This window comes from Nakamurella panacisegetis, assembly GCF_900104535.1.
GTDB classification, from domain to species: Bacteria; Actinomycetota; Actinomycetes; order Mycobacteriales; family Nakamurellaceae; genus Nakamurella; species Nakamurella panacisegetis.
On sequence record NZ_LT629710.1, the window covers coordinates 4,780,122 to 4,800,005 of the forward strand.

The window sequence follows — 19,884 nt, forward strand, 5'->3', positions numbered from 1 at the left end:
CGCCGCCGACGTCCTCGGTCAGGAGGCCGGGGTCTCGACGATGCGGATCGTCCAGAAGTCCTGCGCCAGCGACGCGTCCGTGAGATAGCCGTACGGCATGGTGAAGTAGCCGGCCATGCCCCAGCCCGGACCCCAGGAGTTGCGGACGATGAAGCGTTGCGTCTCGTCGTCGTAGCCGACGGCCAGCACGGCGTGGCCGCCGAGCACCGATTCGGTTGGCGCCGGAAGCGGCACCACACCCGTCTTCGCGACCTCTTCGCTCTCGAAACTGTCGTAGACGGTGAATCCGAAGACGAACGGGTACCCGGCGGCCAAGCAGCCCTGCATCTGCCGCAGCACCTGCTGCACCCGCCGGTAGACGAGCACCTGATGGTCCAACGCCTCGGTATAGGCCTGGTCGGGGGGTTTCGCCGTGAACTTCTCGATCTCGTACGTCCAGGTGTTCTCGCTGCACGCCCCCAACTTGTGGATGATCTTCATGCCGTCACGGATCATCGCCCCGCTGTCCTGGTCGACCGTGCCCTCCAACAACCGCTCGTTGTAGTAGATGAACAGACGCGACGGAATCAGGTCGGGCAGGCCTTCTTTGAGCTGGACGAATTCGAACGCGCCACCGATGGCATTCGCGGTGCAGCTGCCCAGCTGGCCCTGGTCGTACACCGCGGGCATCTGCGGCCGCAGATCCATTGCCCGCGGCAGGGTCCGGATCACCGGCTCGGGCGCGGCGAACATGAGGTCGCGGGCGTCCGGAATGTCGGGGACCCAGCCGTAACGCTGTATCCGCCGTGGCCGCAGTTCGTTTCGTGCGCTTCGCTCGGGCATCGCGGGCTCCTCTCGTGGGGCGGCCGGACCGGCCGCCGTTGTCAGGAAAGGCACATGGCCCGACCCGTCACCGCGGCGGCGGTCGAAAGGCCGGCGTCATCCCGCGTCGGCCGCAGCTGCCTCTCCAGGATCGTCACGTCGTAGCCAACGCTGACCAAGGTCACCCGGGCCAGGGCCGAAAGTCCTGTCCGTCACCGGGAGGAGGCACCCGCCTCGCGAACCATCGGGTGGCGATCCCGGACGGTCACACCGGATAACCCGCGTCCATCAGGACGTTCTGACCCACCGCCATGCAGCGGGCCCGTCGGCCCGGCATGGTCGTCCAGTAGTACCAGATCATCAGGGTGATCGAGAGCGCCAAGGCCCGGCCCCGCAACCACGTCAGGTCGTCCACACCGGTTTGTCGTCGAAAGGCCTCTCGGGCCGGAGGATCAAGAATCTCCCAGGCCACAACCAGGTCGACGGTGGGGTCCCCGATCGACAGGCCCCCGAAGTCCAGGACCGCGATCAGAGTCTCGTCACGGACCAGTAGGTTCTCGGCGGCCAGGTCGCCGTGGTACCAACACGGGTCCGTGCCGCCTGTTTCGGGCAGCTGCATGGCCTGCCCCCATATCTGCTCAGCGGCGTCGAGATCGAAACCGAAGCCCTCCAGAGATCGGCAACGCTCGATGTTCTCTCTCGTCGCCTCGTCCATCGTGGTCAGCGCCCGGCCACGGTAGGACCGCAGACGTGGGTCGCGGACCGCCTGGGTGGACACCTCGGCCCGGCGGAAGGCCCGCAGGACGGCGGCCAGGTTCGCCGCCAGCACCTGGCGCCTCGGGTCGGTCGCGGTCCCCGGGTCGACCACCTCGGGGTGTGTGCCGTCGATCCAACGGACCACCGACCACTGCTCCGGATAGAAGCGGTCGGCATCGAACACACCCACCACCTCGGGGACCGAGACGGGCAACAGCGGCCCCAGAACCGGGAGCCAGGTGGCTTCCTTGGCGATGTCGGCCGATCCGCCGGGTTGGCGCGGCAGCCGCACGAGGAGCTCTTTCCCGAGACGGAACAATGCGTTCGTCGAACCGGTCGATGGCAGACGCCGCACCGGCTCGTCCGCGTAGGCCGGCATCGCTCGCCGGATCAGGCCACGTACCAGTTCCGCGTCGATCGGAATCTCGTCGGAATGCAGAGTTCGAACCACCGACGGAGTCTGACCGCCGGATCTGCCGTGCCGCAACCTCAGGTGCGAGGCGCGCCCGCACCACCTCGGCACGACGAACCGACGACATCCCGGGATCCGCCGCGCCAGCGCACCACCGGCCGCGTCCAACAGACCCCCACGGGACGTAGGCTGCGCATGTATCCGTCAAGGTGACGCCGCGGGGGGTCGCAAGCAGAAGGCTCAATGGCCAATGGAACGCGCTCGTCAGCTCGAACTGGCGTGGCAAGACGATCACCGCGGCGCCCGCGTCCGGGTGCTGACGTGGATGTACCTCGCAGGCGGCGTCTTCTGTCTGCTCGGAGCCTTTGCCTCTGCCAATCCGGTGCGCCGGGTCGGTCCACTCGCTGCGATCGGTGCCGGCGCGGTGCTCATCGCGGCCGCCCTGTTCGTCTGGGGCCGTCGCGCCCCGTCCTGGTTGATGCACGGCCTGGTGCTCCTGTACTCACTCGATATCGCTCTCATCGCGGCCATTTCTCGTACCCCGGCCGGGGTGGTCGCGGTCGGCCCGGTGCTCATGGTGGCCGCCATGTACTGCGGCGCGTTCTGCACCACGCGGGCGCTGCGCGTCCACATGGGTCTCAGTTCGGCCGCGTATCTGGCCGGCACCGGCCTGTCCGGGATCACCACGGCGTGGGTCTCCGTCGGGGTGGCGATCGCCGTCGCTTGTGCGGTGGCGGCCACGTTGAGCAACCTCGCGTACCAGTTGCACCTTCGGGGCGCCACCGATGCTTTGACCGGCGCCCTGCACCGAAGTATCTGGCTCCAGCTCGCCCGCCAGGAACTCAGGCGCCAACCGATCACCATCGCGCTGCTGGACCTGGACAACTTCAAGGCGGTCAACGACGAGCACGGCCATCTGGTCGGCGACGAGTTGCTCTCCACCGTGGCGCGGGCATGGGCGGCTGCCCTGGGCAGCGACGAGTTGCTCGGCCGGTTCGGCGGTGACGAGTTCGTCGTGCTGATGCCCGGCACGTCCGTCGAGCAGGCCAACCAACGGTTGGCGGAGTTACGACGGGTCCACGAGGCGAGCTGGTCCGTCGGCCTTGCCCAGGCGCAGCCAGGCCAAGACGTCACCGCCGTTCTGGCTGCGGCCGACGCCGACCTGCTCCACGCCAAACGGCTCCGGCACAACCCGCCCGGGCATGATGTTCTCTCGAATCGCCGCACGATCAAGTCACAGCGAGAACTGCGAGCCGCTCCGACGTCTGCCCCTCCTGGGCGCCCGGCCGAAGCCGGACGGGCGCCCAGCGGAACGGGACCGTTGGCGTAGTCGGACGGGCACGCCGCGACGGAGGTCGTCCACCGACCAGCGGGTCGATGACCTCACCACCGTCTGGGACCAGGTCGGGTTCCGGCTCCCCGGACCTGCGCAGCAACCCTTCTGACCGCCACCCTTTGAATCCGGCGTCGACCGGGAGTAGGAAGGGTGTAAGGCCGCCCTTGGGCGGCGAATCCCGGATCCGATTCGGATCGGATCGGATCACCTCGACGAGGAGGACACCGGATGACTGCCAACCGCGCCGTTACCTACCAGGGACCGATGAAGGTCATGGTGGAGAACATCGACTATCCGACGTTCGAGCTCAGGGACGGGCCAGGCGTGAATCCCGCCAACGTCGGTCGCAAGGTCCCCCATGGCGCAATCTTGAAGGTGGTCACAACCAACATCTGCGGATCCGACCAGCACATGGTGCGCGGCCGGACCACGGCCCCGGAGGGCCTGGTCCTCGGCCACGAGATCACCGGCGAAGTGGTGGAGGTGGGTCCCGGGGTCGAGTTCGTGAAGGTCGGCGACCTCTGCTCGGTTCCGTTCAACATCGCATGCGGGCGCTGCAAGAACTGCAAGGAGGGCAAGACGGGAATCTGCCTGAACGTAAATCCTGACCGTCCCGGCTCCGCCTACGGCTACGTCGACATGGGCGGCTGGGTCGGCGGGCAAGCGGACTACGTGCTGGTGCCGTACGCCGACTGGAACCTGTTGGTGTTCCCGGACAAGGACCAAGCCATGGAGAAGATCACCGACCTCACCATGCTGTCCGACATCTTCCCGACCGGATTCCACGGCGCCTATACGGCGGGCACCAAGACCGGTTCTACGGTGTACGTCGCCGGCGCAGGTCCGGTCGGGCTCGCCGCAGCCGTCTCGGCACAGCTCCTTGGCGCGTCGGCGGTGCTGGTCGCCGACCTCAACCAGGACCGACTCGAGCAGGCCCGCAGGATCGGTTGCGAGACGGTGGACGTCTCGAAGGGTGATCCCCGCGACCAGATCGAACAGATACTCGGTGTGCCCGAGGTGGACTGCGGAGTCGACGCCGTGGGATTCGAAGCCCACGGTCACGGAAAGGATTCCGGGACCGAAGCTCCGGCCACGGTACTCAACTCGCTGATGGAAGTGACGGCGGCCGGTGGCGCGCTCGGTATTCCCGGCCTGTACGTCACCGGAGATCCGGGAGCCGGGGACGAGGCCGCCAAGATCGGCTCCCTGTCCATCCGGCTCGGGCTGGGCTGGGCCAAATCCCACTCCTTCACCACCGGACAGTGCCCCGTCATGAAGTACCACCGCGGCCTGATGAACGCCATTCTGGCCGACAAGGTCCACATCGGCGACGCCGTGAACGCCACCGTCATCGGCTTGGACGACGCACCCCGCGGCTACGCGGACTTCGATTCCGGAGTGGCCAAGAAGTTCGTCCTCGATCCGCACAATTCAACGGGTCGGGTCAAGGCCGCCTGACGAGACCCCGCGCACCCGAGCGGAGCGGTTGGGCGAGCTCGTCCTCGACGAACGCGGGCTTGGCCAGCGTGATCGCCGGGATGGTCGCCACGAGGGCGACAGCGAGCAGAAACAGCAGCGGCAGGGTCCACGCACCGGTCACGTCGTGCAGCAGCCCCACGAGCAGCGGACCGAGCCCGCCGAGCGCGTACGCCACGCCCTGAGCGAAGCCGCTGAGCGCGACCGTGCCGCCGTGGGTGCGCGTGCGCGAATTGATGAGCACCAGGCTGACCGGGAACAGGATCGACCCCATCCCGATGAGCAGGACCCACAGCAGGATGAGCGATCCGGGGGCGAGCAGCAGCCCGAGGTAGCCGAGCACGAAGCTCGCACTGCCGGCGGCGATCAGCCAGCCGACATTGCGTAGCCGGGCGACGAGCAGCGGCGTGACGAGCGCGCCCGGCACGCTGATGATGCCGGTCACCGCGAGCATTACGCCGGCCTCGGTCGGGGTGGACCCGGCGATGTCGACGAGGATCTCGGGGAGCCAGGCGAAACCCGCGTACGTGCAGATCGCGCTGGTGGAGAACACCACGGTGATCGACAGGGCCACGCGTGATCGCCACAGGCGCGTGACGATGGCGGGCGGTGGTGACTCGACGGCGACGGCGTCGGAGAGGCGCCGGCGGCGCTCCCGCGCGATGATGAGAAGCCACGGAACGAGCGCCACGATCGAGGACACCGACCAGATGCCCAGCGAGAACCGCCAACTGCTCAGCTCGGCCACCGGCGCCGCGAGGGCGGCCGGCACGGCGGTGCTCACGCCAACGATGCAGGCGTAGACCGCGGTCAGCAGGGCGACTCGGTCCGGGAAGTACCGCCGGACGACGGAGGGCAGCAGCACGTTGCCGATGCCCGTGCCGACGAACGCGATGATGCTGCCGACGAGCAGCGCCGCGAATCCGGGAGCCAATGCGCGGACGAGGTGGCCCGTGGTGATGAGCACAAGGGCGAGCACGACACCGCCGTCGAGACCGATGCTCCGGCCGACGCGCGGCGCCATGAACCCGGACGCCGCGAACAGGATGGGCGGCAGGGTGCCGAGCCATCCGACGTCGATGTCCGAGATCGGGATGTCCACGCGGATGTCGCCGAGTATCGGCGATATCGCCGCCACCGCCTGGCGCAGGGTGAAGGCCACGAGCACGATGCCCAGCAGCGCCGCCGTACGTCCCGCCCACAGCGGGAGGCGACGACTATCGGGCACCCGGCGAGTCTAGAGGGGCGTTGATGAGCGACACGACCGTGCTCATCGGCATCCCCTGCAATCGCCAAGGCGGGTAGCGCCCTGACGTTGCACGGCGGTCGATATGGAATTGCTGCTTCGCGCCGGGCCGCGCCGTTCGGAGCGTGTAGCTGCCCGCGGAGGTCCGGACACACGGACACGGTTCACACGAATACCCAGTTGATGCAGGTGTTCTCACCCGCTCGGGGGCCGACTGGTTCGGGACCTAAGACCCTTGCGCGCCCCGCACGCGATGATCAACGCTCAGCTGGGCCGCCGGAGTACCGCGCTGGCCACACGCCGACCCGAGATCGAAGGTTCGATGGACATCGCGTCGAAGCCAGGCAAGCGAGTCAGCGGGCGCGAGGGCGGCAAGCAGCCGCGACCGGCTCTGATGTTGGCCTTGGCCACGCTCGGTTTCGCCGTCAATTTCTGGGCTTGGGCCCTCTTGAGTCCGCTCGGGCCAAGTTTCAAGGAGAGCCTTCATCTCAGCGCCTTCCAACAGGCGCTCCTGGTGGCCGTGCCGGTCGTCGTGGGCTCCCTCGGGCGGATTCCGATCGGTGCTTTGAGCGATCGGTTCGGTGGGCGGGTGATGTTTCCGCTGGTTTCCGCGGCGACGATTGTTCCAGTCCTGTACCTGGGATTGTTCGGGCATTCCACCCTGGTTGCCCTGCTGGTCGGCGGATTCTTCCTGGGTATCGGGGGCACCGCGTTCGCCGTCGGGGTGCCGTTCGTCAGCAGTTGGTACCCGCCGGCCCGGCGCGGCCTCGCGATCGGGATCTTCGGTGCGGGCATGGGCGGAACTGCGGTCAGCGCCTTGACCACGGTGAAGCTGGCGAAGGCCCACGGACTGGCGACTCCGTTCCTCGTGATGGCCGGCGTCCTTGCCGTCTACGCGGTGGTGGCGTGGGTGGTACTGCGTGACGCGCCGGGTCGGGTCATTCCGTCCGAACCGCTGTCCACCCGGTTGGCGGCGACGTTCCGGCTACCGGTGACGTGGCAAGCCTCGCTGCTGTATGCCGTGGCCTTCGGCGGGTACGTGGCCTTCTCCGTCTATCTCCCGACGTATCTCAAGACCGGTTACGGTCTGGCGCAGGCCGATGCCGCGAACCGAATGGCCGGGTTCGTCCTGCTGGCGGTTCTGATGCGTCCGGTGGGTGGATGGCTGTCCGATCGGATCGGGCCCACCCGAGTTCTCGGTGCGGCGCTGGCCGTTGTCACGGTCGGCGCCGCCGTCCAGGCTTTCACCCCGTCCCTGTCACCGCTCGGGACCATCGCTTTCCTGGCCATGGCCGGTGCGTTGGGGGCCGGTAGCGGCGCCGTCTTCGCCTTCGTCGCGCTGAGGGCAGCACCGAACACGGTCGGTTCCGTGACCGGTGTCGTGGGCGCCGCCGGCGGTCTCGGCGGTTTCATCCCACCGCTGGTCATGGGCGGCCTGTACGGCGCCTACGGCTCCTACGGGCTCGGGCTGGCCCTCCTGGCCCTCGTCGCTGCGGCGTCCGCGGTCTTCACGGCCACGGTCGTCACCCGGGCACTGAGAACCTCGACTCCGATCCCACACGCGTGACTCCCCCGGCCCGGCACTGCTCGCTCTCACCTGCGGAGGCGTTGCCGGACATCGATCGGGACCTCTTCTGGGCCCGATTGCGGGACACGCACCACAGACAAGTCACTTCAATCAAATGGAAGGCCACACTGTGCGAAAGACCGCCGTCACCCCCGCGAGCCCCGGATCGGGACCCAACGGCGCAGTAGGTCTGGACGGCCCGCTCGAGGATCTCCTCCTGCGCAGTGGCCGATTCTTCACCCGCACCGACGTGTCGGCCGATCTGCGAACGGTGACCAAGACGGGTGGCCGGCAGGGGGACGTCTTCTACCGCGACCGGTGGAGCCACGACAAGGTGGTTCGGTCCACCCACGGGGTCAACTGCACTGGTTCCTGTTCCTGGAAGGTCTACGTCAAAGACGGCATCATCACCTGGGAAACCCAGGAAACCGACTATCCCACCGTGGGGCCGGACCGGCCGGACTACGAACCACGCGGTTGCCCGCGAGGGGCCGCCTTCTCCTGGTACACCTACTCCCCCACCAGGGTTCGCTATCCGTACGCCCGAGGCGTTCTGATCGAGATGTACCGGGAGGCCCGTATCCGCCTGGGCGACCCCGTCCTGGCCTGGGCCGAGATCCAGGACGATCCCGAACGCCGCCGGAAGTACCACCAGGCTCGCGGGAAAGGTGGTCTGATCCGGGTCAGCTGGGACGAGGCCGCCGAAATCGCGGCTGCCGCCCACGTCCACACCATCGCCCGATACGGACCCGACCGCATCGCCGGATTCTCTCCTATCCCGGCGATGTCGATGGTCTCGCACGCGGCCGGCTCTCGATTCGTCGAACTCATGGGCGGCGCCATGACCTCCTTCTACGACTGGTACGCCGACCTTCCGGTGGCCTCACCCCAGGTCTTCGGCGACCAGACCGACGTACCCGAGTCCGGCGACTGGTGGGACGCCTCCTACCTGATGATGTGGGGTTCCAACGTGCCCGTCACGCGGACCCCGGATGCACACTGGATGGCCGAAGTCCGTTACCGCGGAACGAAGATCGTGGCGGTCAGCCCCGACTACTCCGACAACACCAAGTTCGCCGACGAATGGATGCCCTGCGCGCCGGGCACCGACGGCGCCATGGCGATGGCCATGGGCCACGTCATCCTGTCGGAGTTCCTGGTCAAAAAACGGACGCCGTTCTTCGTGGACTACATCCAGAAGTACACCGATCTACCCTTCCTCGTCCGTCTCGAGGAACGGGACGGCGCTTACGTCACCGGAAAGAACCTCACCGCCGCGGATCTGGGGGATGACACCGAGGGGGCAGCGTTCAAGCCGGTGCTGATCGACGGACGCACCGGTGACGTGGTGGTGCCGAACGGATCATTGGGCTTTCGCTACACCGACAGCGGTGTCGGTAAATGGAATCTGGATCTTGGCGATGTCGTGCCCCGGTTGACGGTGCTGGGCGATTCGGCGGAGTCCGGTGGCGGCGAGACGGCCATCTTGCGGTTGGCCCGATTCGACACCCCGGACGGGCACGCCGAGGTGTTGACCCGCGGTGTGCCCGTGCGACGAATCGGAGGTGTTCTCTGCTGCACCGTCTTCGACCTCATGCTCGCCCAGTACGGCGTCCACCGCCCCGGTCTGCCGGGTACGTGGCCCACCGGTTGGGACGACGCATCGGAGCCTTACACACCGGCCTGGCAGGAACCCATCACCGGGGTGAGCGCGTCGCAAGTCGTCCGGATCGCGCAGGAATTCGCGCACAACGCCGAGGAGTCCGGCGGCCGGTCCATGATCATCATGGGGGCCGGCATCTGCCAGTGGTTCCACGGGGACGCCACCTACCGCGCCATCCTGGCGATGCTCATCCTCACCGGATCCATGGGGCGTAACGGCGGCGGGTGGGCCCACTACGTGGGGCAGGAGAAATGCCGCCCGGTCACCGGGTGGGCGACGATGGCCGGAGCCACCGACTGGGTGCGGCCGCCGCGACAGATGATCGGCACCGCCTACTGGTACGCCCACACCGACCAGTGGCGTTATGACGGCTACCGCGCCGACGCCCTGTCCACCCCACTCGGTCGGGGCCGGTTTGCCGGCATGCACACGATGGATGTGCTGGCCGCCTCGGTCGCCATGGGATGGATGCCGTTCTTCCCGCAATTCGACCGCAACAGTCTGGATGTGGCCGACGAGGCCGAGGCGGCGAACATCCCAGCGCCGCAGTACGTAGCGCAACAACTCGCCTCGGGAGAGTTGAAGCTGGCCGTCACCGCCCCGGATGATCCGCGGAACTGGCCACGGGTCCTCACTGCCTGGCGGGCGAACCTCCTCGGCTCGTCCAGCAAGGGTAACGAGTACTTCCTGCAGCACCTCCTGGGCACCACCCGGACAAATCTCCGCGCGACTCCCACTGCCCCGGAGCTGCGTCCACGGGACATCGCCTGGAGCGATGAGATTCCCGAGGGGAAGCTCGACCTGATGCTGTCCATCGACTTCCGGATGACGTCGACCACCTTGCTGTCGGACATCGTGCTGCCGGCCGCGACCTGGTACGAGAAGAACGACCTGTCCTCGACGGATATGCATCCGTTCGTCCATGCCTTCAGCCCGGCCATCGACCCACCATGGGAATCGCGAACGGACTTCGACGCCTTCCACACCATCGCCCGGGTATTCAGCCGACTGGCGAAAACCCACCTCGGGGTTCGCCGTGACGTCGTCATGATGCCCATGCAACACGACACACCAGGTGAAACGGCATATCCCGGCGGCACGCAGCGGGACTGGCGGGCGATCGGTGAAGTCCCGGTTCCCGGGAAGACCATGGCCAACGTGACCGTCGTGACCCGGAACTATCCGGCCCTGGCCGAACAGTGGGAGACGTTGGGACCGCTGGTCGACACGTTGGGCCTCACGACCAAGGGAGTCACCGTCTTTCCCGACGTCGAAGTCAAAGAGCTGGCCGCCAAGCATGGGGTCATGGGCCACGGGGCCGGCGCCGGGCGGCCGGCCATCGACACGGCCGTGAAGATGTGCGACACCATTCTGTCGCTGTCCGGAACCACCAACGGCCGGTTGGCCGTCGAGGGTTTCAAACAGTTGGAGCGTCGGACCGGCCGCCGGATGACGGACCTGTCCGAGGGCAGCGAGGAGAAGCGCATCACCTACGCCGACTGTCAAGCCAGGCCGGTACCGGTGATCACGAGTCCGGAATGGTCCGGCAGCGAGACCGGCGGTCGGCGGTACGCCCCATTCACGGTCAACGTCGAGAAGCTGAAGCCCTGGCACACCCTGACCGGGCGGATGCACTTCTTCCTGGACCACGATTGGATCGAGGAACTCGGAGAGCAACTTCCGGTCTTCCGGCCGCCCTTGGACATGGCTGCCCTGTTCGACGAGCCGAGGGTCGGCTCCACGACCGAGGGCCTGGGCTTGTGCGTGCGATACCTGACTCCGCACTCGAAGTGGTCGATCCATTCCGAGTACCAGGACAACCTTTTCATGCTGTCGCTGTCCCGCGGCGGTCCGACGATGTGGATGAGTCCGCAGGACGCCGGCAAGATCGGCGCCAAGGACAACGATTGGGTGGAGGCCGTGAACCGCAACGGCGTCATGGTGCTCCGATTGGTCATCTCGCACCGAATGCCGGAAGGCACTGTGTTCGTGCACCACGCCCAGGAACGAACCATCGACGTTCCCCTCTCGGAGGCGAACGGGAACCGGGGCGGCATCCACAACTCGCTGACCCGGTTGCTCGTCAAACCCAGTCACCTGGCCGGCGGGTACGCGCAGATGTCTTTTGCCTTCAACTATCTGGGACCGACGGGCAACCAACGCGATGAGGTCACCATGGTCCGCCGACGCTCGCAGGAGGTGCAGTACTGATGCGCGTGATGGCTCAGCTGTCGATGGTCATGAACCTGGACAAGTGCATCGGCTGCCATACCTGTTCGGTCACCTGCAAGCAGGCCTGGACCAACCGTCCCGGAGTCGAGTACGCGTGGTTCAACAACGTGGAAACCCGGCCGGGACAGGGATATCCGCGGACGTACGAGGACCAGGACAAGTGGGAGGGCGGGTGGATCCGGGACAAGCGCGGGCGGCTGCGGCTGCGGGCGGGCGGGCGGATCCGCAAGCTCGCCACGATCTTCTCGAACCCGAAGATGCCGTCCATCGACGACTACTACGAGCCGTGGACCTACGACTACGAGAACCTGACCAATGCGCCGCTGGGCGAGCAGATGCCCGTCGCACCTCCGCGCAGCCTGATCACCGGGCAACCGATGAAAGTGCAGTGGTCCGCCAACTGGGACGACAACCTCGGCGGCAGCACGGAAATCCTGGCCGGGGACCCGATCCTGGCCAAGGTCAGCGCTGAGGTGAAGCTGGAGTTGGAGCAGACCTTCATGTTCTACCTGCCGCGCATCTGCGAGCACTGCCTCAACCCGTCCTGCGTCGCATCCTGCCCCTCCGGCGCGATGTACAAGCGATCGGAGGACGGCATCGTCCTGGTCGACCAGGACAAGTGCAAAGGGTGGCGGATGTGCGTGAGCGGTTGCCCCTACAAGAAGGTCTACTTCAACCACCGCACCGGCAAGGCCGAGAAATGCACCTTCTGCTATCCCCGGGTCGAGGTCGGGCTGCCCACGGTGTGTTCCGAGACCTGCGTCGGCCGGCTCCGGTACATCGGGTTGATCCTCTACGACGCCGACCGGGTGCTGGATGCAGCGTCAACGGAGAACGAGGCGGATCTGTACGAAGCGCAGCTGGCCGTGATGCTCGACCCCAACGATCCCGAGGTGATCGCCGGCGCCAGGGAATCCGGGATCTCCGACGAATGGATGGACGCCGCGCGACGGTCACCGGTCTACGCCCTGGCCAAGGTCTACCGGATCGCTCTGCCGCTGCATCCGGAATACCGGACCATGCCGATGGTCTGGTACGTACCTCCCCTGTCACCGGTGGTCGATGCCATCAGCCGCGACGGCCATGACGGGGAGGATCCCCAGAACCTCTTCGGTGCCATCGACGCGCTACGAATCCCGATCGAGTACCTGGCCGGGCTGTTCAGCGCGGGCGACACGGCGATCGTGACGAACGTGCTCAAGAAGCTCGCCGCCATGCGGGCCTACATGCGCGACATCAACCTCGGTCGCGACCCGCGCAGCGAGATCCCCGCGTCGGTGGGCATGGGCGAGGAACTCATGTACGAGATGTATCGCCTGCTTGCGATTGCCAAATACGAAGCGCGGTACGTGATCCCGACGGCATACGCCACCGAGGGACATCGACTCGAGGAGAGCGTCACCGAATGCGCACTCGACTTCGACGGCGGTCCCGGCATGTACACGACGGGTTCCGGACCGTTCGGCGAGGCCAGCGGCCAGCCCGTGCCGATGGCGGTGGAATCGTTCCAGGCGCTCAAGGACCGGCAGACCTCAGAGGAGGCCGGTGCGGGCGCACACCGGACGTCCCGGGTCAATCTGCTGAACTGGGACGGCAGGGGCTCCCCCGGTGCGATGTTCATCCCACGGCCCGGTTCGCCGCGGCTACCCCCTGGCGGAGACGAGCGATGAAGATGTCACCACGGCGAAGCGGCCCGGCGCAGCATCGGCGCATCATCTGGCAGGCCGCATCCTTGTTGCTGGCCTATCCTGACCACGGCCAGGACCGACGGCTGGACATGGTCGACCGCGCGGTCGCCGTCCTGGACGCGGCGACACGACTGCCCCTGTCGGCAGCCGTAGGGCACCTAAGGTCGACCCCGCTGATCGACGCGTGCTCCCAGTACGCCGACGTCTTCGACTGGAAACGCCGACGCACTCTCTTCCTGACCTACTACACAGCCGGCGACACCCGCAATCGGGGCATGGCCCTGCTGGCCTTTTCCGACGTGTACCGCGCGGCCGGTGCCGTCCCCCCGGCCCGCGAGCTGCCGGACCACCTCGCTGTATTGCTGGAGTTCGCGGCCACGGTCGACGAGAAGTCCGGATATGAACTGCTCAGCCGACATCGCACCCCCATCGACCTGTTGCACGACGGGTTGATCGGTGTGTCGCCGATCTACGCCGGGGTCATCGGCGCCGTTTCCGCGACGCTCCCCACGGCGACGGCGGCAGATCTGAAGGAGGCTCGGCGCCTGGCCATGCAGGGACCGCCGGTGGAATCGGTTGGGCTGGAACCGTTCGCATTGACCATCGGCGTACGCGGCGGGTCGAAGTGAACGCCGCCGCCGTTTTCTGGGACGTCGTGCCCTATGTCGCCATCGCCATCCTCGTGGTGGGAACCTGGTGGCGCTACCGGTACGACAAGTTCGGCTGGACCACCCGTTCCTCGCAGCTGTACGAGAGCCGGTTGCTGCGCATCGGTAGTCCCCTGTTCCACTTCGGCATCCTGGTGGTGATCTTCGGTCACGTCATCGGCCTGCTGATCCCCGAGTCGTGGACCACCGCTCTGGGCCTGAGTCAGACGGCCTACCACATCCAAGCCGTGGTCCTCGGCACCATCGCGGGGATCGCGACTCTCGGCGGGGCGGCGATCCTGGTCTACCGGCGTCGCGCCAAGGGACCGGTGTTCACCGCGACCACGCGGAACGACAAGCTCATGTACGCAGTTCTCCTCCTGGCCATCGTGGCCGGCCTGGCCACGACGCTGCTGGGATCCGGACTCGTGGGAGAGGAACACAACTATCGGCTCACGGTGTCCGTCTGGTTCAGGTCCATCTTCATCCTGCAACCCGACGGCGAGGCGATGACACTGGCGCCGATTTCCTACCAGATCCACGCCATCATCGGCATGACACTGTTCGCACTGTGGCCGTTCACGCGACTCGTGCACGCCTTCAGCGCCCCGGTCGCCTACCTGTTCCGCCCGTACATCGTCTACCGATCCCGAGCCGCCGGCCGCCCTGGCGCACCCATCGGGTCCGAGCCCCGCCGCCGAGGCTGGTGATCGACGTCGCGCTTCAGCTGGCCGGCCGATGCGAACAGTCAACCAAGTCCGGGGTTCATCGGGCGTGATGATGCTCGGCGCTGCCCGCGTCGAGGTGGTCGTGACCGACCCCGACCTCACGGGCGACGCCGCCGACCTCGTGCAGGTGATTCCACTGCTCGTCATCCAGATAGGCCAGTGCCGCCGGGAACAGCCCGTTCTCCTCCCGGTCGATGTGGTTGGCCAGCAATGTGAGCAGCGGTCCGACCCGCGACAGGTCACCGGCCTCGACCGCAGCCAACCCGGCGTCGATGGCCTCGTGCTCGGCACACAGTGACTCGATGTGCTCACTGAACATGTCGTCTGCGCGCATCTCGGCGAACAGACCCTGCTCCTCGAGTTCGGTGTGCGGGTGGAGCAACTCGCTCAGCACCGACGCGGCGGCCGCCGCAGTGACCGGGTCATCGGAGCGCTCCGCCGCTCTGAGGGCGGTGGTGTGGTTGGTGATGTTCTCGTGCTGCCGGGTCAGTTGCGCGATGAGGGGGATGTTGCGGCAACCGCAGTAGCTGCACATCAGCGATCTCCGCGGTCTTCGGCCGGGATCTGGGCCGCCCACAGATCGGGCCCGAACACTTCGTACCGGATCCGGTCGGCCGGGATTCCCCGCGCCAACAAGGTCGATCGGACGTGCCGCATGAACGGCAGCGGCCCGCACGTGAACACCTGGACGTCGTCCGGCAACGGCACCTCGGAGAGGTCCATGAAGCCCTGCCGCGAGCGGTCGTTGCCCGGGTCAAGGGTCTCGTACCAGGTGTAGGCCGTGAAGTCGTCCAACTCGCGTGCGACGTGCAGGACGGTCTCCCGGAGGGCGTGGTCCTGCGCTGTGCGGTCGGCATGGGCCACAATCACGGTCCGTTTCGGTTGCGTACGGGCGATGTGCTCCACGATCGGCAGCACGGTCGTGATGCCCGCACCCGCGCTGGCCAACAACAGGGGGCCATCCGACGACTGAACGACGAAGTCCCCGGCCGGGACACTGACATCCAGCAAATCGCCTGGTTGCACGGCGTCGTGCAAATAGCTGGAGACCTGCCCGTCGGGCGCGCCGTTGATCCCTCTGACCCGCCGCACGGTGATCTGCAGGCGTGGTCCCAACGCGGTGGAGGACACCGTGTACTGACGTGGCTGACGCCCTCCGTCCGGCAGATCGACGAAGACCGAAACGTACTGGCCGGGGCTGATCGCCGGGAGTTGGCCGCCGTCAGCAGGTTCCAGGATCAACGAGATCACGTCCTGCGTCTCGTCGATCCGCCGCACCACGCGGTAGGGCCGGAGCGGATGCGACGCGTCGACCCCGGCCTGCTGGTAGAGCCGGGTCTCTTCGGCGATCAGTTGAGTCGCGAACAGCCAGTAGACCTCGTTCCACGCCTCGGCGATCTGCGGAGTGACCGCATCGCCCAGCACCTCGCCGACGGCTCCCAGCAGGTAGTGGCCAACGATCGTGTACTGCTGCGGCTTGATGCCCAGTGAGACATGCTTGTAGGCGATCCTCTGCATCACGTGATGGAACGACGGCGCATCGGGATCGATCAGCGATCCGGCATAGGCAACCACCGACGCGGCCAACGCCCGCGGCTGCTCCCCGGTGGCCTGGTTGCCCTTGTTGAACAATCTCAGTAGCTCCGGGTGATCGGCGAGCATGCTTGCGTAGAACAGAGCAGTGATCTGATCACCGTTCTCAGCCACCACCCCGGCTGTCGCCCTGACTGTCTCGGAAGAACTCGGCGACAACAACGACGATCGATCCTGTACCAGCGACGACGACACGTAACTCCCCAGTTGCTCGATGACAACGGGCGCGGCCTGTTGCTCTGTCCCGGTCGCGAAACATGCCGACCCCTCATCCTGCCGACGGTCGCCTCTCGGGCGCCAGGGCCGAACGTCCCTGGTCGCTTGTGGCGCCACACACACCTTTAGGCCGGTGCCGGGGGTAGGGGCACGGACCAGAGGATCTGGGTTCCGCCGTTCGCTGGGGCGGTGATGGTGCAGGTGCCGTTGTGGTCGCCGGCGCGTTGGCCGAGGTTGTTCAGGCCCCTGCGAGCGGCGGTGACCGGGATGCCGACGCCGTTGTCGGTGACCGCGATGACCAGATCGTCGGCGGCGGAGACGGTGACGTCCAGTTCGGTGGCCTGTGCATGGTGGACGACGTTGCTGACCATCTCCCTCAGGGCAGCCTCGGCTTGCTGGCCCAGGGCGGGGCCGACGATGTCCAGCGGGCCCGACATTCGGACGGTGGTGCGCAGCGGGGAGTTGCCGGTGAGGTCGGTCACGACGGCATCCAGGGCGGCCCGCAGGTTCGGTTGCTCCGCCGGTTCGGCTTGCAGGTCGAAGATCACGGTGCGGATGTCCCGGACGACGTGGTCGAGTTTGTTGATCTCGGTGTTCAGTCGCAGGGCGACGTCGGAAGGCTTGATCCGGCGTTGGATGGCGTGCAGGGCGAGTCCGACGCCGAAGATCTGCTGGATGACATGGTCGTGCAGGTCCATGGCGATCCGGTCGCGGTCGGCGAGAATCTCGAGTTCTTGACGGGCGTCCTGGGTTTGCGCTCGTTGCAGGGCGAGGGTGGCTTGGTCGGCGAAGGTGGCCACGAGTTGCAGTTCATCGTCGTTGAATGCCGGGGCGCCGGGGGCCCGGACGGTCAGAAGTACCCCCGTCGCCCGATCGTCGACATGAAGGGGCAAGGCCAGGGCGGCCCCGAGGTCGATGCCGAGACCGGCGCCGATGTCGAAGGCGAGACGCTTCACGCTGCGGGGGGTGTGATCGTAGAAGACGGCACCGGCAGTCGACCCGTGGATCGGTATGGCTCGGCCGATGAGCTGGTCGGCGTCGGCGCCCGCGCAGATCGTCACGACAAGTTCGGTGGTCGCCGGGGCCGAGGTGGCCGGCAACGCGATCAGCGTGGACTGCGCCAAGGTCAGTTGCTGAGCGTGCGTGGCGATCAGGTGCAGGGCCTGGGTGGTGTCACTGACGGTCAACAGGGCGGCAGTGATTTCGCTGGTGGCTTCCAGCCAGCGTTGCCGGCGGCGCGCCTGCTCGTACTGTTGGGCGTTGTCGATCGCGATGCCGGCGGCGCCGGCCAGGGCCTGCACGACGGTCTCGTCGTCGTCGGTGAACTCCTGCCCGTCGCGTTTCTCGGTCAGGTACAGCCGACCGAAGATGGCACCGCGGGCTCGGATCGGAACGCCGAGGAAGGTGTGCATCGGTGGGTGGTGCGCAGGAAGACCGACCGACACCGGATGGTGGGCCAGGTCGGCCAGTCTCAGTGGTTTGTCCTCCTCGATGACCACGCCGAGGACACCCTGGCCGGTGGGGAGCGGACCGATCAGGCTTGCCCTTTCCTCATCGATCCCGATCGGGATGAACTGCTGCAGATTCCCGGCGTCGTCCAGCAGTCCCAAGGCGCCGTACCGTGCGTCGACCAAGTCCATCGCGGCCTGCACGATCTGCCGCAGCGTCGCATCCAGGTCCAGCCCCGAGGACACCGCCAACACGGCGTCCAGCAGGGCGTCCATCCGCTCGCGGGCCGACTCCACGATGTCTTGAACACGATCTTCGATGTCCTGTTGCATGTCGCGCAGCCTGCTCTGGGTCAATTTCTGACCAACACGTCGCGCGGCCGTAGAACCGGCCTCGGTCACCTGCCGACGACCTGGTGCAGGCTCCGTCCCGGCCTCACCAGAATCCTGGTACCCGAACGGTTGATGATCGTTGACTCCCCCGTCATCGTTCATGATCCACCCTCTGGTGTAGCCCGACCGGCCGGTGTCCCGGCCTGGTCACGGCCGAAACTGGGTTGATGCCCTCCTGGGGCACGGCCGCGTGGTCGTGCCCCAGGGAGCGGGGAAGGCTCCCGCGACGCCGACCGTTAGAGGCCGACGTCGGCAGACCGAGAAGGGAAATGCGCGTTGGAGCATCCTGCGCAAGAAATGCCAGACGCAAGCGGTGCCCCCGAACTGTTCCGTGTCAAGAGGATCCACTGACCAGAGGACCGGCGACGTAGCCCAACTCGGCATCGCCAGAGCGTTTTGCGACGTCACATTGGCTGCTGGCTCAACCACCACCAACCTTACGGAGGAAGAGTCGGAATGCATAGGCTCCCGGAATTGACTGCCCGAACGGCGGTGCCGTCACCCGGACGCTTCTCCACGACCGCCCTCCGGGTCATCAATCCTGTGACGCATCCGGGCCGGACACCCGAACAGCTGATCGTCGTTCGTGCCACTCGACTTCCGGCCCAGGTCGAAGTTCGGGATCCAACGCCGACACCAATCCGGCGGTGGAGCGGCTCCGTATGACCAGTAGTTGCGCGCCGGAGTCGTTGATGCGTCGCGCAGCTCGAACGTCAGGGACGGACTCCAGCCTCAGGGCTGGCCGTCCCCTCGTCGGTGGTGCGAGCGGGTCAGAACGTGCTCTCTGCCGCCGCTCGTCCGAGGTGTTGATGTTGCAGTCGCTCGCCAGGGGATGCCTGGTGATCTCGATTCGAAGGGAACCGCACTATGAGGAAGACTCTGCTTTCGGCTCTACCGATCGTCGCTCTGGGTGTTCTGGGTCTGGGTCTGGCCCTGCCGGCCGCGGCCTCGGCCGCCCCTGCCTCCGCCTCCTACACGGCGGACCTCCAGCCGGTCGCGTTGAGCCAGGTTCACGGTTCCGGCACCTTTTCGCTGCAGCTGAACGGCGACCAGGCAACGATCACCGAAAAGGTCTCCGGTCTGGCCGCGAAATTCGGCTCGGCGGCCTACCCCCACGTGCAGCACATCCACATCGGCGCCAAGGGGGTCTGCCCGACGGCGTCTGCCGACACGAGCGGCGACGGCCTGATCAGCACCACTGAAGGTGGGCCGTCCTACGGTGCGATCGGTGCGACGCTGTCGACCAGTGGTGACGCCAGCCCGGCCGCAGCTCTCACACTCGGCGTTGCGCCGATGGGTGACACATTCAGCTACTCGCGGACGATCACTCTGGACTCGAAAACCGTGGCCGCGGTCCAGGCCGGCACGGCAGTGATCGTGGTTCACGGCTTGGATCCGGCCACGCTCAGCGCCAAGGTGCAGGCCGAGAAGAGCGACCTGGTGGCGTCGTTGCCGCTCGCGGCAACCTCGCCGGCTCTGTGTGGATCCCTGGTCGCATCACAGATGTCCAGTACCCCAGTGGGCTCGAGCCCCACTGGTGGCGGCAGCACGTCCGGCATCCAGGACGAGGCACTGCTGACCCTGGGCGGCGGTCTGCTCTTGGCTGCCGGTGGCGTGTTCGCGGCACGGCGCCGCGTGGCTCGCCAGAACTGATCTGACCCAGACCAGACCGATCTGACACC

The 19,884-nt window shown here is 66.9% G+C and carries 14 protein-coding genes; 8 read left to right on the forward strand and 6 right to left on the reverse strand.

Going from position 1 to position 19,884, the window contains the following annotated elements; translation table 11 throughout:
- Window positions 1–18: 18 nt before the first annotated feature.
- Window positions 19–822, reverse strand: a complete 804-nt coding sequence (locus BLS97_RS21525) for a C1 family peptidase (protein WP_090480403.1) — start codon at window positions 820–822, stop codon at window positions 19–21.
- A gap of 244 nt (window positions 823–1,066) precedes the next feature.
- Window positions 1,067–2,008 (reverse strand): aminoglycoside phosphotransferase family protein, encoded by a 942-nt coding sequence (locus BLS97_RS21530; protein ID WP_157695610.1) that lies wholly within the window; start codon window positions 2,006–2,008, stop codon window positions 1,067–1,069.
- 211 nt (window positions 2,009–2,219) lie between these two features.
- Here BLS97_RS21530 and BLS97_RS21535 point away from each other — a divergent pair, with 211 nt between their 5' ends.
- Together BLS97_RS21535 and fdhA are read left to right on the forward strand one after the other, a co-directional pair.
- Entirely contained in the window at window positions 2,220–3,299 is a 1,080-nt protein-coding gene (locus BLS97_RS21535; RefSeq protein WP_090480410.1) for a GGDEF domain-containing protein, read from the forward strand.
- A 234-nt stretch (window positions 3,300–3,533) separates the two neighbouring features.
- The gene (gene fdhA / locus BLS97_RS21540; RefSeq protein ID WP_090480413.1) at window positions 3,534–4,763 is read left to right on the forward strand and encodes a formaldehyde dehydrogenase, glutathione-independent; all 1,230 of its coding nucleotides are present in this window, start codon (window positions 3,534–3,536) and stop codon (window positions 4,761–4,763) included.
- On the opposite strand, the gene BLS97_RS21545 is transcribed toward fdhA, so the two are convergent.
- On the reverse strand, window positions 4,750–5,943 hold the full coding sequence (locus BLS97_RS21545) for an MFS transporter (RefSeq protein ID WP_197676308.1): 1,194 nt from the start codon (window positions 5,941–5,943) through the stop codon (window positions 4,750–4,752). The genes fdhA and BLS97_RS21545 overlap by 14 nt on opposite strands.
- Before the next feature lie 406 nt (window positions 5,944–6,349).
- On the opposite strand from BLS97_RS21545, the gene BLS97_RS21550 reads away from it, so the two are divergent.
- The 5 genes from BLS97_RS21550 to narI all read left to right on the forward strand — a co-directional run bounded on the left by BLS97_RS21550 (window position 6,350) and on the right by narI (window position 14,534).
- Window positions 6,350–7,594, forward strand: a complete 1,245-nt coding sequence (locus BLS97_RS21550) for an MFS transporter (RefSeq protein WP_090482876.1) — start codon at window positions 6,350–6,352, stop codon at window positions 7,592–7,594.
- Window positions 7,595–7,784: 190 nt separating this feature from the next.
- Window positions 7,785–11,468 (forward strand): nitrate reductase subunit alpha, encoded by a 3,684-nt coding sequence (locus BLS97_RS21555; protein ID WP_407938082.1) that lies wholly within the window; start codon window positions 7,785–7,787, stop codon window positions 11,466–11,468.
- On the forward strand, window positions 11,468–13,159 hold the full coding sequence (gene narH / locus BLS97_RS21560; protein ID WP_090480422.1) for a nitrate reductase subunit beta: 1,692 nt from the start codon (window positions 11,468–11,470) through the stop codon (window positions 13,157–13,159). The genes BLS97_RS21555 and narH overlap by 1 nt, the downstream gene beginning before the upstream one ends.
- Window positions 13,160–13,161: 2 nt before the next feature.
- Window positions 13,162–13,806, forward strand: a complete 645-nt coding sequence (gene narJ, locus BLS97_RS21565) for a nitrate reductase molybdenum cofactor assembly chaperone (RefSeq protein ID WP_231988246.1) — start codon at window positions 13,162–13,164, stop codon at window positions 13,804–13,806.
- On the forward strand, window positions 13,803–14,534 hold the full coding sequence (gene narI / locus BLS97_RS21570) for a respiratory nitrate reductase subunit gamma (protein ID WP_090480428.1): 732 nt from the start codon (window positions 13,803–13,805) through the stop codon (window positions 14,532–14,534). The genes narJ and narI overlap by 4 nt, the downstream gene beginning before the upstream one ends.
- Before the next feature lie 55 nt (window positions 14,535–14,589).
- On the opposite strand, the gene BLS97_RS21575 is transcribed toward narI, so the two are convergent.
- From BLS97_RS21575 to BLS97_RS21585, 3 genes are all read right to left on the reverse strand, one after another.
- On the reverse strand, window positions 14,590–15,087 hold the full coding sequence (locus BLS97_RS21575) for a hemerythrin domain-containing protein (RefSeq protein WP_090480431.1): 498 nt from the start codon (window positions 15,085–15,087) through the stop codon (window positions 14,590–14,592).
- Window positions 15,087–16,259, reverse strand: coding sequence for a globin domain-containing protein (locus tag BLS97_RS21580; RefSeq protein WP_231988247.1), 1,173 nt, complete (start codon window positions 16,257–16,259; stop codon window positions 15,087–15,089). The genes BLS97_RS21575 and BLS97_RS21580 overlap by 1 nt, the downstream gene beginning before the upstream one ends.
- A gap of 227 nt (window positions 16,260–16,486) precedes the next feature.
- Window positions 16,487–18,211, reverse strand: coding sequence for a sensor histidine kinase (locus tag BLS97_RS21585; protein WP_407938025.1), 1,725 nt, complete (start codon window positions 18,209–18,211; stop codon window positions 16,487–16,489).
- 858 nt (window positions 18,212–19,069) lie between these two features.
- On the opposite strand from BLS97_RS21585, the gene BLS97_RS21590 reads away from it, so the two are divergent.
- Window positions 19,070–19,855, forward strand: a complete 786-nt coding sequence (locus tag BLS97_RS21590) for a hypothetical protein (RefSeq protein ID WP_090480436.1) — start codon at window positions 19,070–19,072, stop codon at window positions 19,853–19,855.
- Window positions 19,856–19,884 lie beyond the last annotated feature (29 nt).